Annotated in this window: 16 protein-coding genes; 5 read left to right on the top strand and 11 right to left on the bottom strand. The window is 72.7% G+C overall.

The window, feature by feature from the left end; translation table 11 throughout:
- Positions 1–92: 92 nt before the first annotated feature.
- The gene (locus BLT76_RS10430; protein ID WP_090854896.1) at positions 93–2,156 is read right to left on the bottom strand and encodes a DNA gyrase/topoisomerase IV subunit B; all 2,064 of its coding nucleotides are present in this window, start codon (positions 2,154–2,156) and stop codon (positions 93–95) included.
- Between the two features lie 466 nt (positions 2,157–2,622).
- Here BLT76_RS10430 and BLT76_RS10425 point away from each other — a divergent pair, with 466 nt between their 5' ends.
- Positions 2,623–2,868 carry a DUF7455 domain-containing protein gene (locus BLT76_RS10425; protein ID WP_211752860.1) on the top strand — a complete coding sequence of 82 codons (246 nt, stop codon included), beginning with the start codon at positions 2,623–2,625 and terminating at the stop codon, positions 2,866–2,868.
- Between the two features lie 89 nt (positions 2,869–2,957).
- Positions 2,958–3,797, top strand: a complete 840-nt coding sequence (locus BLT76_RS10420; RefSeq protein WP_090854890.1) for a DMT family transporter — start codon at positions 2,958–2,960, stop codon at positions 3,795–3,797.
- A gap of 18 nt (positions 3,798–3,815) precedes the next feature.
- Here the strand turns inward: BLT76_RS10420 and BLT76_RS10415 are convergent, their stop codons facing one another.
- The 4 genes from BLT76_RS10415 to BLT76_RS10400 are packed head-to-tail and all read right to left on the bottom strand — an operon-like array spanning position 3,816 to position 7,347.
- The gene (locus tag BLT76_RS10415; RefSeq protein WP_090854887.1) at positions 3,816–4,370 is read right to left on the bottom strand and encodes a hypothetical protein; all 555 of its coding nucleotides are present in this window, start codon (positions 4,368–4,370) and stop codon (positions 3,816–3,818) included.
- 34 nt (positions 4,371–4,404) lie between these two features.
- Positions 4,405–5,673 carry an SGNH/GDSL hydrolase family protein gene (locus BLT76_RS10410; protein ID WP_090854883.1) on the bottom strand — a complete coding sequence of 423 codons (1,269 nt, stop codon included), beginning with the start codon at positions 5,671–5,673 and terminating at the stop codon, positions 4,405–4,407.
- A 47-nt stretch (positions 5,674–5,720) separates the two neighbouring features.
- The gene (locus BLT76_RS10405) at positions 5,721–5,909 is read right to left on the bottom strand and encodes a hypothetical protein (protein ID WP_090854880.1); all 189 of its coding nucleotides are present in this window, start codon (positions 5,907–5,909) and stop codon (positions 5,721–5,723) included.
- Between the two features lie 19 nt (positions 5,910–5,928).
- Complete coding sequence (locus tag BLT76_RS10400; RefSeq protein WP_090854876.1) at positions 5,929–7,347, bottom strand: RNA polymerase sigma factor; 1,419 nt, start codon at positions 7,345–7,347, stop codon at positions 5,929–5,931.
- Between the two features lie 270 nt (positions 7,348–7,617).
- On the opposite strand from BLT76_RS10400, the gene BLT76_RS10395 reads away from it, so the two are divergent.
- Entirely contained in the window at positions 7,618–7,800 is a 183-nt protein-coding gene (locus BLT76_RS10395) for a hypothetical protein (RefSeq protein ID WP_090854873.1), read from the top strand.
- 5 nt (positions 7,801–7,805) lie between these two features.
- Here the strand turns inward: BLT76_RS10395 and BLT76_RS10390 are convergent, their stop codons facing one another.
- From BLT76_RS10390 to BLT76_RS10385, 3 genes are all read right to left on the bottom strand, one after another.
- Entirely contained in the window at positions 7,806–8,378 is a 573-nt protein-coding gene (locus tag BLT76_RS10390; protein ID WP_090854870.1) for an HhH-GPD-type base excision DNA repair protein, read from the bottom strand.
- Between the two features lie 188 nt (positions 8,379–8,566).
- Entirely contained in the window at positions 8,567–8,764 is a 198-nt protein-coding gene (locus tag BLT76_RS25375; protein WP_139175480.1) for a hypothetical protein, read from the bottom strand.
- Between the two features lie 146 nt (positions 8,765–8,910).
- The gene (locus tag BLT76_RS10385; RefSeq protein WP_090854867.1) at positions 8,911–9,312 is read right to left on the bottom strand and encodes a universal stress protein; all 402 of its coding nucleotides are present in this window, start codon (positions 9,310–9,312) and stop codon (positions 8,911–8,913) included.
- Between the two features lie 123 nt (positions 9,313–9,435).
- Between BLT76_RS10385 and BLT76_RS10380 the strand changes: the two genes are divergently transcribed.
- Positions 9,436–9,861 (top strand): hypothetical protein, encoded by a 426-nt coding sequence (locus tag BLT76_RS10380; RefSeq protein WP_090854864.1) that lies wholly within the window; start codon positions 9,436–9,438, stop codon positions 9,859–9,861.
- A gap of 19 nt (positions 9,862–9,880) precedes the next feature.
- Here BLT76_RS10380 and BLT76_RS10375 read toward each other — a convergent pair whose 3' ends face one another.
- The 3 genes from BLT76_RS10375 to BLT76_RS10365 are packed head-to-tail and all read right to left on the bottom strand — an operon-like array spanning position 9,881 to position 13,475.
- Positions 9,881–11,347 carry a glutamate-cysteine ligase family protein gene (locus BLT76_RS10375; protein WP_090854861.1) on the bottom strand — a complete coding sequence of 489 codons (1,467 nt, stop codon included), beginning with the start codon at positions 11,345–11,347 and terminating at the stop codon, positions 9,881–9,883.
- A 9-nt stretch (positions 11,348–11,356) separates the two neighbouring features.
- On the bottom strand, positions 11,357–12,490 hold the full coding sequence (locus BLT76_RS10370; protein ID WP_090854857.1) for a carboxylate-amine ligase: 1,134 nt from the start codon (positions 12,488–12,490) through the stop codon (positions 11,357–11,359).
- Positions 12,491–12,518: 28 nt separating this feature from the next.
- The gene (locus BLT76_RS10365) at positions 12,519–13,475 is read right to left on the bottom strand and encodes a DUF4192 domain-containing protein (protein ID WP_090854854.1); all 957 of its coding nucleotides are present in this window, start codon (positions 13,473–13,475) and stop codon (positions 12,519–12,521) included.
- 115 nt (positions 13,476–13,590) lie between these two features.
- Here BLT76_RS10365 and BLT76_RS10360 point away from each other — a divergent pair, with 115 nt between their 5' ends.
- Complete coding sequence (locus tag BLT76_RS10360) at positions 13,591–14,907, top strand: DNA polymerase IV (protein ID WP_090854851.1); 1,317 nt, start codon at positions 13,591–13,593, stop codon at positions 14,905–14,907.
- Positions 14,908–14,932: the final 25 nt, after the last annotated feature.

Raw genomic sequence — 14,932 nt, 5'->3', positions numbered from 1 at the left:
GCCCCGGGCGACGGTGAGCTGGCACCCGTCGTCCTGCACCGTCGGTTGCCCACGCTCCGCCGGCCTGCCGGTGAATCGTCCGGACGCCGAGCTCAGGCGTCCAGGGCGTCGACGTCCACCTCGTAGGCACCCTGCACGATGAACTCCTTGCGCGGAGCGACGTCGGAGCCCATCAGCAGCTCGAACACGCGCGAGGCGTCCTCGGCGTCGTCGACGGTGATCCGGCGCAGCGTGCGCTGCCGCGGGTCCATCGTGGTCTCGGCCAGCTGGTCGGCGTCCATCTCACCGAGGCCCTTGTAGCGCTGCACCGGGTCCTTCCAGCGCACGTTCTTCTTCTTCAGCTCCGCGAGCTTCCGCTGCAGCTCGTCGTCGGAGTAGGTGTAGACGTACTTGTCCATGCCCTTCTTCGGGTTGGACAGCTCGATGCGGTGCAGCGGGGGTACGGCGGAGTAGACCCGCCCCTCGGCGACGAGCTCGGGCATGTACTTGAAGAACAGGGTCGCCAGCAGGCACCGGATGTGGGCGCCGTCGGAGTCGGCGTCGGCCATGAAGATGATCCGGCCGTAGCGGCGGGCGTCGAGGTCGAAGGTGCGCCCGGAGCCGGCGCCGACGACCTGGATGATCGAGGCGCACTCGGTGTTCTTCAGCATGTCGCCGACCGAGGCCTTCTGGACGTTCAGGATCTTGCCGCGGATCGGCAGCAGCGCCTGGAACTCCGAGTTGCGGGCCAGCTTGGCCGTGCCGAGCGCCGAGTCGCCCTCGACGATGAAGAGCTCAGTACGGTCGTTGTCGTTGTTGCGGCAGTCGGCGAGCTTCGACGGCAGCGCGGAGGACTCCAGGGCGTTCTTCCGCCGCTGGGTCTCCTTGTGCTGGCGGGCGGCGATCCGGGTCCTGGCCGCGCCGGCGACCTTCTCCATGACGAGCTTGGCCTGGGCCTTCTCGCCCCGCTTGGTCGAGGTGAGGAACTTCTTCAGCTCCGCCGACACCACCTTGCGTACGACGCTCCGCGCCGCCGGCGTCCCGAGGATCTCCTTGGTCTGGCCCTCGAACTGCGGCTCCGCGAGGCGCACCGTGACCACCGCGGTCAGGCCCTCGAGGACGTCGTCCTTGACCACGTCGGCGTCGTTGACCTTCAGCACCTTGGCGCTGCGCATCACGTCGTTGAACGTCTTGGTCAGCGCCTGCTCGAAGCCGCTGAGGTGGGTGCCGCCCTTGGGGGTGGCGATCACGTTGACGTACGAGCGCAGCTCGGTGTCGTAGCCGGTCCCCCAGCGCGCCGCGATGTCGACGACCAGCTCGCGCTCGATCTCCTGCGGCGTCATCTGGCCGTCGTCGTCGAGCAGCGGGACGGTCTCCTTGAAGGTGTCCATGCCCTCGAGCCGGAGTACGTCGGTGACCGGCTCGTCGTGGGCGAGGAAGTCGACGTACTCGGCGATGCCGCCGTCGTGGCGGAACTTCTCCTCCACGGGGGTGTCACCGCGCAGGTCGCGGATCACCAGCTCCAGGCCCGGGACGATGAACGACGTGTGCCGGGCACGGCCGAGCAGGCCCTCGAACTCGAAGGTCGCGTCCCGGGTGAAGATCTGGCGGTCCGGCCAGAACCGGATCCGGGTGCCGCTGCGCCCCTTGGCGACCCGGCCGCCCTTGCGGGTCAGTCCGGAGCGGGCCTCGAACCCGGCCGTCGGCGCCTCGCCGTCGAACACGCCGGGGGTGCCGCGGCGGAACGACAGGCCCTGGCTCGACGGCGACCGCTCGACGTCGATGTCCATCCGGCTCGAGAGCGCGTTGACGACGGACAGCCCGACGCCGTGCAGGCCGCCGGTGGCGACGTACGAGCCGCCGCCGAACTTGCCGCCCGCGTGCAGCTTGGTGGCCACCACCTCGACGCCCGGGAGCCCGGTCTTGGGCTCCTCGTCGGTGGGGATGCCGCGACCGTCGTCGTGGACCTCGGCCGAGCCGTCCGGGTGGAGCGTGACCTCGACCCTGTGGGCGGCACCGGCGAGCGCCTCGTCCACGCCGTTGTCGATGATCTCCCACAGGCAGTGCATCAGGCCCCGGGTGTCGGTCGAGCCGATGTACATGCCGGGCCGCTTGCGCACGGCCTCCAGCCCCTCCAGGACGAGGAGGTGCGCGGCGTTGTAGGTGTTGTCGGCGATGACGGGACTCCTGGTCGGAACAACGGACGTGAAACACGGAGGAAATCCGAGTGGTGGAACTGCTCCGAATCTACCTGCGACACGCCGATGGACGGTGCAGGCACGCCTGCTCCTCCGAGGAGTACGACGGGTCTACGGTGGGCACCACTTCCCCAGAGGCTCAACCCAGCAGCACCGCTCCACCGGCAGCAACACGCACAGCAGCACCACCGGCGTGGGTGACGTCACGATGTGGACACGATCGGACTCGGGTTCGGGAAAACGCATCTCGGCGACGCCTGTTCCACGTCAGACTGGATGAGGCACCAGGTCTCAACCGCGGAGAGTGACCTTCGGTCCCGGACATCGTTGTCCAGGGCATGGGAAACCCGCCAGCGGGGAACGACTGTCCGTGATGGGATGACGTGTCGGGCACCACGATCCGGCGGGAATCTTGAAGCCCACCGCTACGTTGTGCAAGACACCGATGATCAGAGATGAGGCCGAAGTGAACACTGCAGTTGCCCCGAGCACGCCGCTCACCGCAGTCGACCGCTGCGACCGGTGTGGCGCGCAGGCCTACCTCCGCGTGGAGCTCCAGTCCGGCGGCGAGCTCCTGTTCTGCGCGCACCACGCCCGTGAGCACGGTGACAAGCTGAAGGAGATCGCGGCCAACGTGGTCGACGAGACCCACAAGCTGGGTGGGTCCACGCCCTCCCCTGCCGCCGACTGACCGCACCGCGACGAACTTCACCGAAGGCCCCGGACCCCGTGTCCGGGGCCTTCGGCGTCTCCGGGTGAGCGCTGTGCCAGGGTGAGCGCGTGAGCGTGCTCCTCTCGCTCGTCGCCGCGGCGGCGTACGGCCTGGCGGACTTCAACGGCGGACTCGTCTCCCAGCGCGCCAGCGCCTGGTCCGTCGCCCTCACCGCCCAACTCGGCGGCGGCGCCCTGGTGCTGCTGGCGGTCCCCTTCGTCGGCGGCTCCCCTACCCACGACGACCTGGTCTGGGCGGTCGCCGCGGGGGTCGGCAACGGCCTCGGTACGGCGTTCCTCTACCGCGGGCTCTCCTCCGGCCGGATGGGCGTCGTGGCCCCGGTCTCCGGCGTCGGCGCCGTACTGGTGCCGGTGGTGGTCGGCCTCGTGAGCGGAGAGCGACCCGGCCCGGTCACCGGGCTCGGCATCGTGCTTGCCCTCCCGGCGATCTGGCTGGTCGCGCGAGATTCCGGGGAGCCGACCGGACCGAGCTCGCCGCGCTCCTCGGGCGCCGTCGACGGCCTGTTGGCCGGCCTCGGCTTCGGGACCCTGTTCGCGGCGCTGGCCCAGGTCTCCGAGGGGGCCGGGCTGCTGCCCCTGGCGCTCAACCAGCTGCTCGCCGGGGTCGTCATCGTCGGGGTCGCCCTGCTGCTGCGCGCCCCGTGGGTGCCGAGCACCCGCTGGGCCTGGGCCGGCGTCGTGAGCGGGGTGCTCGGCGCGATCGCCACCGGGCTGTTCCAGGTCGCGACCCGCGGCGGCCACCTGACGGTGGCTGCCGTCATCACCTCGCTCTACCCCGCCGTCACCGTGCTCCTCGCGGCCACGCTGCTGCGCGAGCGCGTGCACCCGCTGCAGGCGGCCGGGCTGGCCCTCTGCGCGACCGCGGTCGTGCTGGTCGCGACCGGCTGACGGACCGTCCGCCCGGGCTCAGGCGCCCGACAACCAGGGCGTGTAGCGCCGCGGGCCCCGGAACCAGTCGGTCACCGGGTGCGACCCGTCGTACTGGTCGACCATCCGTACGGCGACCCGGATCCGCTCCGGGTCGCGCAGGCACGACCGGGCCACCCGGACCCGGGCGAGGTCCCGGGCCGGACGGAGCCGCACCGAGTGGTCGCAGGTGAGCGGCTCCCCCACCAGCTTCCACCGGCGCACCCGGAGCAGCTGGTAGTCGGTGCCCTCCTGCAGCCCCGTGACCAGCGCGAGCTCGGGACCCCGGCGGTCGGGGTTCGCGTCGAGGAAGACCGTCAGACCGGACGGCCCACCGTCCGAGGTGGCCCGGAGGTCGGTGAACCCGACCGCGACTGTCACCCGTTCGGCCCCGTGTGCGACGCGGACCTCCCGGATGTCGGTGAGGGACGCCTGGGTGTCGGCCGGGTCCGGATAGGCGCCTCGCTCGGCGACCGCCGGTGCGGCCACGGCCAGGCCGGACAGCAGTGCGGTCGCCACGACGGTCGCGTGGCGGAGGGCGCTGAAGGTGGTCATCCCTCAGGGTGCGCCCTCGCCGCGGCCCTGGCAATCAGGGCACCAGGACCGAGCCGTCCGGCTGACGGCTGCAGGTCAGTGCCGTACCGCCGCGGGTCCAGGCCGCCGACAGGCACTGGCCGAGGACCTGGTGACCGCTCGCGTTCGGGTGCCACGACTCCTGGCAGGTCTGGTAGTAGTCCGAGCAGGTGTCGGTGACCCGCTTGATGTCCAGCTTGTCGAACGGACCGAAGCTCTCGACCTTGACGCCGGTCGGCCCGTCCATGACCCGCAGCGGCGTCGCCAGGGCGTTGCCCGGGCTCCCCGGCTGCTCGCAGAGGCGGGCACCGTCGAAGGCGGCCTGCACGTTCAGGTAGGTCACGTCGACGCCGGGACGCTCCGCCTGCAGTGTGCTCGCCACGCCGCCGACCAGGTGGCCGAGGCCCTGCGAGAAGCGGTGGGCGGGCGCGAGCGAGGCGACGTCGGCCGGGCAGCCGGCGGCGTACCGCTCGTCGACCAGGGCCCGGTACTTGTCGCGCTCGTCGTCGCGGCCGTCCTCCTCGAGGTAGTCGGCGGCGTACGACGGCGCCAGCGGGTTGATGTAGTCCTGGAGCACGACACGGTGCTGGCCGTCGGCGTCGACCTCGTCGAGCACGTCGAGGATCTGCCGGACGGCGGCCGTGGTGTCGGCCTGGGCCGCGGTGAGCTGCTCGGGGCTGGCCAGGTCGGCGTCGGTGCACGGGTCCTCGTTGAGCTCGGCACCGGTCACCCAGTTGATGACGTCGATCCAGACCTCCCACCAGCCCGTGTAGCCGTCACCGACGAAGCGGCCCGCACACTCGGCGGCCACGGTCCCGAAGGTGAAGTGGGAGTTGTTGGAGCCCAGCCCGACCAGGACCAGGTCGACGTCGCCGGTCTGGGCGACCTGGCGCAGCTGGTCGAGCTGCGCGGCGACCGTGCGGCCGGACTCGCGAGCCGACGACGGATTCGCGATGTCGCCCGGCTGGGCGCCCGAGCAGGCCAGGTTGACCCGCTGGTCGATGCCGGGCAGGTCGGCCACGGCGATGGAGGCGTGCGGCGAGCGGTGGCAGAAGTACGGGTTGCTGTTCGGGCTGTCCCAGCCCGGGAAGGCCTGGGTCACGCCCGACTGGTCGACGACCGCGTCGTAGTCGCCCGCCCCCTCGCCGCTGATGAAGCTGTCACCCATCGCCACCGCGGTGGATGGCAGCGCGGCGGGTGCGGGATCGGCGGTGGCCGGCGGCGTCGTACCCAGCAGGGAGACGACCAGCCCGGCGGCGATGGCGAGCGCGAGTCGAGGAGTCATCCCCCGATGCTGCTCGCTCCCCCGCCCCGCGGCGACCGGAAGGTTCCTCAGTGCCGCAGCCGGCGCCAGGCCAGGCGCAGGCAGAGCAGCAGCGCCGCGGCCTGCGGCAGCCAGACCCGCCAGCCGTCGTCGTACCGGACGAGGGTGACGTAGGCGACGGCCACGCACAGGACCGTCGACGCGATCTCGACGCGCTCGCCGAGCGGGATCGCTCGCCAGCGGTCACGGAACCCCACCGGCGAGCGACCCGACCGATCAGTCGAGGTAGTCGCGCAGGACCTGCGAGCGCGACGGGTGCCGCAGCTTCGACATGGTCTTCGACTCGATCTGGCGGATCCGCTCGCGGGTCACGCCGTAGACCTTGCCGATCTCGTCGAGCGTCTTGGGCTGGCCGTCGGTGAGGCCGAAGCGCATGCTGACGACGCCCGCCTCACGCTCGGAGAGCGTGTCGAGCACGGCGTGCAGCTGCTCCTGGAGCAGCGTGAACGAGACCGCGTCGGCCGGGACGATCGCCTCGGAGTCCTCGATCAGGTCGCCGAACTCGGAGTCGCCGTCCTCGCCCAGGGGCGTGTGCAGCGAGATCGGCTCGCGGCCGTACTTCTGGACCTCGATGACCTTCTCGGGGGTCATGTCGAGCTCCTTGGCGAGCTCCTCCGGGGTGGGCTCGCGACCCAGGTCCTGGAGCATCTGGCGCTGCACGCGGGCCAGCTTGTTGATGACCTCGACCATGTGCACCGGGATGCGGATGGTGCGGGCCTGGTCGGCCATGGCGCGGGTGATGGCCTGCCGGATCCACCAGGTGGCGTAGGTCGAGAACTTGTAGCCCTTGGTGTAGTCGAACTTCTCGACCGCACGGATCAGGCCGAGGTTGCCCTCCTGGATCAGGTCGAGGAAGAGCATGCCGCGGCCGGTGTAGCGCTTGGCCAGCGAGACGACGAGACGCAGGTTGGCCTCGAGGAGGTGGTTCTTCGCGCGACGACCGTCCTCGGCGATCCACTCGAGCTCCTCGTGGAGGCTGGGCTTGACCTTGCCGCCCTTGCCGAGCTTCTCCTCCGAGAACAGGCCGGCCTCGATCCGCTTGGCGAGCTCGACCTCCATCTCGGCGTTGAGCAGCGGGACCTTGCCGATCTGCTTGAGGTAGTCCTTGACCGGGTCGGCGGTCGCGCCGGCGACCATGACCTGCTGCTCGGGCTCGTCGGTGTCGTCGGCCGCGGAGACCACGAAGGTCGCGGACTTCTCGTCCTCGACGATCGTCGGGTCGGTCGCGACGTCCTTCTCGAACTGCTCGTCGGGCACGTCGGGCAGGACCTTCTTGCCGTCGGGGCCGACCACCGGCTCGGCGACGGCCGGGGCCGCCGCCGTCTTCGCCGCGGCCGCCTTCTTGGCCGGGGCGGCCTTCTTGGCGGTGCTCGCGGTCGTGGTCTTGCGCGCGGTGGTCGCCGCCACGGCACGCGTGGTGCTCGCGGCGCCGATGTTGACGGAGATGCCGAGGTCGCTCAGGTGCCCGAGCAGGGCCTTGAGGTGCCGCGGCTCGACGGCCGCGTCCTCACTGGCCCGGCGGACCTCATCCGGCGAGAGACTGCCGGACGGCGTCCCGCGGTCGATGAGGGCCACGACGGCCGGGTGCGACAGCACCTCGGCAGGGATCTTGCGCGCGGTCGAGGACACGTACACCTCTCGTCAGCAGAGCGTCAGAATTGACTCATGGGCGCGGCCAGGCCCGGTCACGTCAAGAGCCGCAGTCACATTCTGCCACGGGCCCCCTGAGGTACGCGTATCGCCACCCGGTCGGCCGTCTGCGCGTCGTCGCCGCGTCGTTCCGCGGGCGTCCGATGACGTCACACGTGTGACGCATGGGCAGGGTGGGTACTCGCCGCCCATCTCGGGGTTCGGAAGTCACAGCTGAGTCCTGGGGGGGACCCGTTGAGCCAGAGGATCGAGACGATGCAGGTCGACGGACGGTGGGTCGTGCTCGCCGGGCGTGCCGTCGTCGGTGAGTACCCGTGCCGGTCCACGGCCGTCGAGGCCGGCTGGCAGCTGGCCCGGGCCCGCGAGGTGGAACACGTCGTCCACTACGCCCAGCGCGTCGTGCCGGACGACCCGCGGGGCTTCGAGTCGGTCGCCTGACCCGCTCAGCCGGCGGCCTGCGCCTTGGCCGCCGCCTTCTTCTGCTTCTTGAAGTCCCGCACCTTCTGCAGACTCGCCGGGTCGACCACGTCCGCGACCGACCGGTGACCCTCCAGCGAGTAGTCCCCCACGACCGCGTCCCACCCCTCCGGGCGTACGTCGAGCTGCTTGGCCAGCAGCGCCACGAAGATCTGGGCCTTCTGCTTGCCGAAGCCCGGCAGGGCCATGACCCGCCTCAGCAGGTCCTTGCCGCTGGTCGCCTCGGTCCACAGGCGCTCGGTGCGGCCGTCGTACTCCTCCTCGACGAGGCGGGCGAGCTCCTGCAGCCGCGCGGCCATCGAGCCCGGAAACCGGTGGATCGCCGGCGGGGTCGAGCACAGCGCCGCGAACTCCTCCGGGTCGGCCGCCGCGATCCGCGCCGGCTCCAGCGTGCCGAAGCGGTCCAGCACCTTCGCCGGACCCCGGAAGGCGTGCTCCATGGGGTACTGCTGGTCGAGCATCATCCCGACGAGCAGCGCGAAGGGGTCGTCGGTCAGCACCTGGTCGGCGGCGTCGTCGCCGGTGATGTGGATCGCCATGGCCGCCATCCTGCCGCAGGGCGACCGGTCGGCGCTCAGCCGGCGAGGCCGGACCCGAAGGCGCCGGGGTCGTGCCGGTCGGGGCGGGCCGGGGAACGGCGCGGGACGGGAGGCCCCGGCAGGCGGCGGCCTCGCGGGCGGCGTCGCGGCGTACGGCGATGGCGGCCCGCTCCTGGGCGGTGACCAGGTCAGCGGGAGCAGGTGCCGCCCAGCTGGCCGAAGCCGGTGGTCTGGCCGACGACGACCCGGCGGCCGATGATCAGGTGCGAGACGGCGTCCTTGTAGCCGAGGACCGTCCCGAGGTCACGGAAGTAGGCGTGGGCCCCGACCGAGAGGACGGTCGCCAGCAGGCCCAGCACCGTCGCGTCCGTGCGCGCACGACTCAACCCCAGGCCCCCCAGCCGTCGACGTCCGGCGCCGTACGGTCACGTGCGGACCCGGCCCGGGACCGTCATCCTGGCGAACGCCGGAGGTCAAGGGCTTTGCTTCGGCCGAACCTGGGGTGGTGGACTGAACCAGTCGGGGTGAGGAGTCAGTCGGCCTTGACGGCCAGCACCGGGCAGTGCGCGTCGAGCAGGATCCGCTGGGCGTTGCTCCCGAGGATCAGCTTGCCGACCGGCGAGCGGCGACGGAGGCCGATGACGATCAGCTCGGCGTCGTTGGCCTCGGCGATCGAGATGAGGTCCTCGGCCGGCTCGAAGCCGCGCACCAGCTGTCGCAGGTCGTGCTCCACCCCGGCCGCGTCCAGCTTGGCCTTGACGGCGTCCATCTCGGACTCGGCCCGGCGGGCGGCGTCGGCGTCGAAGTCCTGACCGCCCCGGTGGGAGTTGACGACGACCAGCTTGGTGCCGCGGAGCCTCGCCTCCTCGATCGCCTTCGTGAGGGCGGCCTCGCCCTCCGGCTTCGGCACGTACCCGACCACCACGGTCCCCATCGGCTTACATCCCTTCGTCAGCCGGCAGCGCTGCCGGTCTCCGCAACCTATCGAACTCCCGTACCCGATGGGGGCCTGTGGACGCGCGCGGCGCCGGCCGCGCCGCGCGGGCAGGGTGGGGGCATGGACCCGGGCCTCGTCGAACCGCTCGCGCCGCGGCTGGCCGCGCTGCTGCGGCGCGCGGTCCTCGACCACGCCACCTCCGAGCCGCGGCGGTCCTTCCCGGCCCGGCTGCACGTCGGGACGCCGGGCGGGCGGCAGCGGGTCCTGGCGCTCGACGCCGACGAGACCGACCACGCGCTACGGACCGACGTGGTCGCCGCGATGCTGGCCGGGGCGTCGGTCGGCGGCGCCGGTGAGCCGGTGGTGTGGCTGACCCGCCCGGGCGAGCTCGACCTTCAGGACGTCGACGCCCAGTGGCTGGCCGCGGCCCTCGCGGCCTGCCGGGAGGCCGGACGGCCGCTGACGCTGGTGATCGTCAACCGGCACGGCTGGCGCGACCCGCGCAGCGGCACGGCGCGGCACTGGAAGCGGCTGCGACGCCGCTGACCCGGGGGTGGAACCGGGCTCAGTCCCAGGTGTGCACCGGCTCGTTGGTGTGCATCCGCTCGCGGTAGTCGAGCAGGGTGGCGCGCAGCGCGTCGTACCGGTCCTGGCCGGCGCGCTTCCCCATCCGGCGCACGAACCACTCGGCGCCGTTGACCCCGGTCAGGCAGCGCTGCTCGACGATGTCCATCAGCCGGTCGGCCTCGGCCGTCGGGACGCCCCAGTCGGCCAGCCCGTGCCGGGCCAGCGGCAGCAGCCGGCGCAGCACCAGCTCGGTGGCCCGGACCTGGCCGACGCCTGGCCAGTAGAGCTGAGCCTCGATGCCCTGCTGGGCGGCGACGTGGAAGTTCTCCTCGGCGGCCGAGAAGGACATCTGCGACCACAGCGGCCGCTGGCTCTCGGCCAGGGCCCGCACCAGACCGAAGTAGAACGCGGCGTTGGCCATCGTGTCGGCGACCGTCGGACCGGCGGCCAGCACCCGGTTCTCGACCCGCAGGTGGGGAACGCCGCCGGCGATGTCGTAGACCGGGCGGTTCCAGCGGTAGATCGTCCCGTTGTGGAGGCGCAGCTCCGAGAGGTTGGGGGTGCCGCCACCCTCCAGCACCGCCAGCGGGTCCTCGTCGTCGGTGATCGGGAGCAGCGCCGGGAAGTAGCGGACGTTCTCCTCGAACAGGTCGAAGACCGAGGTGATCCAGCGCTCGCCGAACCACACCCGGGGCCGCACCCCCTGGGCCTTGAGCTCCTCGCTGCGGGTGTCGGTGGCCTGCTCGAACAGCGGGATCCGGGTCTCGCGCCACAGCTCCTTGCCGAGGAGGTACGGCGAGTTCGCGCCGATCGCCAGCTGGACCGCGGAGATCGCCTGGGCGGCGTTCCAGTAGGCGGCGAACTGGTCGGGCGAGGTCTGCACGTGGAGCTGGGTGCTCGTGCACGCCGCCTCGGGCAGGATCGAGTCGGCGGTGGTCCGCAGCCGCTCGGCGCCACCCTCGATCTCGATCGAGATGTCCTCCCCGCGCGCGTCGAGGATCTGCTCGCTGAGCAGCCGGTAGCGGGGATTGCCGCTGATGCTGTGGACGCCCATGTGGCCGTCAGCGAGTGTCGGCAGGATGCCGATCATCACCAGGTGGGCGCCGACGTCGGCGGACTTGTGCTCGGCGTCGTTGAGGCTGCGCCGCAGGTTGGCCTCGAACGTGGCCAGCCCGCCCTCGCGCAGCCGGGCCGGCGGCACGTTGATCTCGATGTTGAACTGGCCCAGCTCGGTCTGGAAGTCGGGGTCGGCGATGGCGTCGAGGGCCTGCGCGTTCTTCAGCGCGGGGTCGCCGACCTCGTCGATCAGGTTGAGCTCGACCTCGAGACCCGTCATCGGGTCGTCGGTGTCGAACCGCGCGTCGCGCAGCATCCGCGCGAACACGTCCAGGCACCGCCGCACCTTCTCGCGGTGACGGGTGCGATCAGCGCGCGTGAACTCCTGTGCCTCGACCTCTTCACCCATGCCGGAACCCTAGGCCCCTTCCCATGAGGCGCGCGTCCGCGCGAGGAGGTCGTCGACGACGCCGTCGACGCTGCCGGTGCGCTCGTGGGCGGCCCGCTGGCGCGACGACCCGCCCGCGGCCAGGACCCGGCGTACGCCGTCGCGCACCAGGTCGGCGTCGCCGGCCTCCTCCAGCGCCGGGCGGACCCGCTCGACCAGGGCGGCCAGCACCTCGGCCACCGGCGCGAGCCCACGCTGCTCCGGGTGCACCAGCCGGCCGGAGACGCCGTACCGCGCGGCCCGCCACTGAGCGGCCCTGAGCGCCTCGGCCCGCCACGGCGGAACCGGGGTGCCGGCGGCGTGGTCCCGAGCGAGGGTCTCGACCAGCGCACGCGTCAGGGCGGCCACCAGGACGGTGTCGAGCGGGTCGGTGCACACGTCGGCGACCCGGACCTCGAGCGTGGGCTGGTGGGCGGCGAGCCGGGCGTCGAGGTAGAGCATCCCCTCGTCGAGCGCCGCCCCGGTCGCGATCAGCGCGGCGCACGCCGCCCGGTAGCCCTCGACCGACCCGAACTGCTCGGTCGGACCTGCGCTGGGCCAGCGGCCCCATACCTGCGAGCGCCAGGATGCGTACGACGTGTCGCGGCCGTCGTGGATGGGCGAGTTGGCGCTGACCGCGAGCAGGACCGGCAGCCACGGGCCGATCCGGTCGAGGACCCCGACCCCCTCGGCATCGCTCGCGATGTCGACGTGGACGTGCATGCCGCAGGTGCCGCCGGTGAGAGCGACCGCGCCGAAGGTGTCGACGATCGCGCGGTAGCGGTCCCCCGGCGAGACCACCGCCTCCTCGAGCGCGCTCGGCACGATCCCGCAGGCGGCGACCGCCAACCCGCCGGCCGCAGCCGCCTCCCCCGCCGTACGGCGGGCCGCGCGCACCTGGTCGAGCTGGTCCACGGTCGAGGCGGACGGGTCCGTGCGGGTCTCCAGCTGGTGGCGGAACAGCTCGGGGTCGAGGTCGTCCGTGGCACGGGTGCGCTCGGGACCGCGATCGTGGAAGTCCTTCAGCACCTGGGTCGCGCGGGAGGTGACCCGCCGGGTGGCCGGGTCGACGAGCAGCAGCTCCTCCTCGAGGCCGATCGTGCGGGGTGTTCCCGAGCCGCTCATGCCCGGGAGTACCCCTGCGGGCCGCCGGTCACCACCACGGATCGACGGCACCGGCCTCCTGCAGCTCGTCCAGCGTGTCGGGCGGCACGGCCCGCTGCAGCGCCTCGGCCACCAGCCGGGCCAGCGAGTTGTCGGGGTCGACCTGCTGGCACCGGTCGATCGCGCACCACGCCAGGGCGCCGTCGCCCGAGATCCACGCGACCATCGCGAGCACGGCCGCCGCTCCCCCGCGCACCTCCGCGGGCGCGCGGCGGACCGCGTCGGTCCAGAGTCGGACGTGGTCGCGCGCGACGGCGCGCCGCACCGGCACCCACGCGGCATCGCGCACGGCGGGGTTCCGGATGCCGAGGAGCACCGCCGCCAGCACACCGTCGGGCAGGCGACCGGCGTCGAGGTGGCGAGCGACGGCCGCCGCCACGGCCGAGCCGGTGGCCCGCACCGGGCGGGCCAACCGCGAGGCGATGAGGGCCGTGCCGTCCGGATCGGGGTCGAGGACCCGCTCCAGCTCGCCGCGCGAGGCGAGCAGGGCCCGACCGTCGAGCACGGCCTGCGCCGTGAACCGGTGGCTCGAGACGTCGTACGGGACGCCCTCCTCGGGGACCCCCTCACGTCGTCCGAGCAGCGGGTGCCAACGCTCGCCGTCGGCCCAGAGCGCGTCGACCACGTCGATGCCGGCGCGCTGGAAGGCCCGCACCAGCGGCCCGCCGAGCCGGTGGACCGTCGTCGCTCGGGACGGCGCGGCGTAGACGACCACGGCGACGCGGGCGACCTCGTGGTGGCGCGCCGGCTCGAGCAGGGCCTGCACGATGTCGGCGTCCTCGGTGGGCGAGGCCGGCAGGTCGATGCGGGGGTGGAACGGCCGCGCGGCGCCGAAGGTCAGCAGCGCCACGGAGTCGGCCGGCTGGAAGCCGAGGACGACCGGGACCATGGCGAGCAGGTCCTCGGAGGTGCGGGCGGTCAGGCGGGTCGGGGTCGGTGTCGTCATGCCGGGGACGCTCCCCGGGCGCACGGACAGCCAGGCCGGGGCCGCACAGGCCTGTGGAGAAGGCCGTCCGGAGGCGCGCCTGTGGACGGTCGGTGGCCCGGAGTACGGTCCGTGCGTGCGTGTCCAGGCCTCCGTGCTCCACCTCGACCTCGACGCGTTCTTCGCGGCGGTCGAGCAGCGCGACAAGCCCTCGCTGCGCGGCAAGCCGGTGGTCGTCGGCGGGGTCGGCGGACGGGGCGTGGTCTCGACCGCCTCCTACGAGGCCCGGCGGTACGGCGTCCGCTCCGCCATGTCCACCCGCGAGGCCCGGTCCCGCTGCCCGCACGCCGCCTTCCTCAGCGGCCGGTTCCACGCCTACCGCGAGGCGAGCCGGGCGGTGATGGGGCTGCTGCGCTCGGTCAGCCCGCTGGTCGAGCCGCTCTCGCTCGACGAGGCCTTCGTCGACCTGCAGCAGGCCGACCTGCCCGACCTCGAGGTGGCCACGGTCACCGCCTTCGCCGAGGAGCTGCGCGGCCGCGTCACCGAGGCCACCCGTGGCCTGACCGCCTCCGTGGGCGTCGGCACCTCCAAGTTCATCGCCAAGGTGGCCAGCGACCTCGACAAGCCCGACGGCCTGGTGGTGGTGCCGCCGGGCACCGAGCAGGACCTGCTGCGCCCGATGCACGTCACCGTCCTCCCGGGCGTCGGACCGGCGACCGCCGAGCGGTTGCGCCGGGCCGGCATCCACACGGTCGCCGAGCTGGAGCAGGTCGACCTCGACGAGCTGGTCCGGCTGGTCGGCAAGGCCCACGGCGGCGGGCTCTTCCAGCTCGCCCGCGCGCTCGACGACCGGCCGGTGGTGCCGGAGCGCGAGGCCAAGTCGGTCAGCGTGGAGGGCACCTACGACACCGACCTGACCGACCGGAAGCTGATGGAGGGCCTGCTGACCCGCCAGGCCGGCGAGGTCGCGGCCCGGCTGCGCAAGAGCGGGCTGTCGGGCCGCACCGTGTCGATCAAGGTGCGCCTGCACGACTTCACGACCCTGAGCCGGTCGAGCACCCTGGGCTCGCCGACCGACGCGGCCGGCACCATCGCCCGGCTGGCCCGCTCGCTGCTCACCGACCTCGACACCTCCGGGGGCGTGCGCCTGCTCGGGGTCGGGGTCTCCGGACTGGCCGACTGGGTCCAGGAGGACCTGTTCGGCGACACCGCCGAGGAGGAGCCGGAGCTGCCCGAGATCGAGATCCCCCACCACTCGCGGCGCACCTGGGCGCCCGGGATGGACGTCGAGCACGACGAGCTCGGCCGGGGCTGGGTCTGGGGGTCGGGCCGCGGCGTGGTGACCGTGCGCTTCGAGACCGCGACCTCACCCGCCGGACCGGTGCGCTCGTACGCCGAGGACGACCCGGCGCTGCGGCCCTGGACGCCCGAGCCGGCGCCCGAGGACGAGTGAGAGCCCAGGCGTGAAATGAAGGAGG

It is taken from the genome of Nocardioides lianchengensis (assembly GCF_900101465.1).
Lineage (GTDB): Bacteria > Actinomycetota > Actinomycetes > Propionibacteriales > Nocardioidaceae > Nocardioides > Nocardioides lianchengensis.
This window is presented reverse-complemented; position numbering and strand designations above follow the sequence as displayed.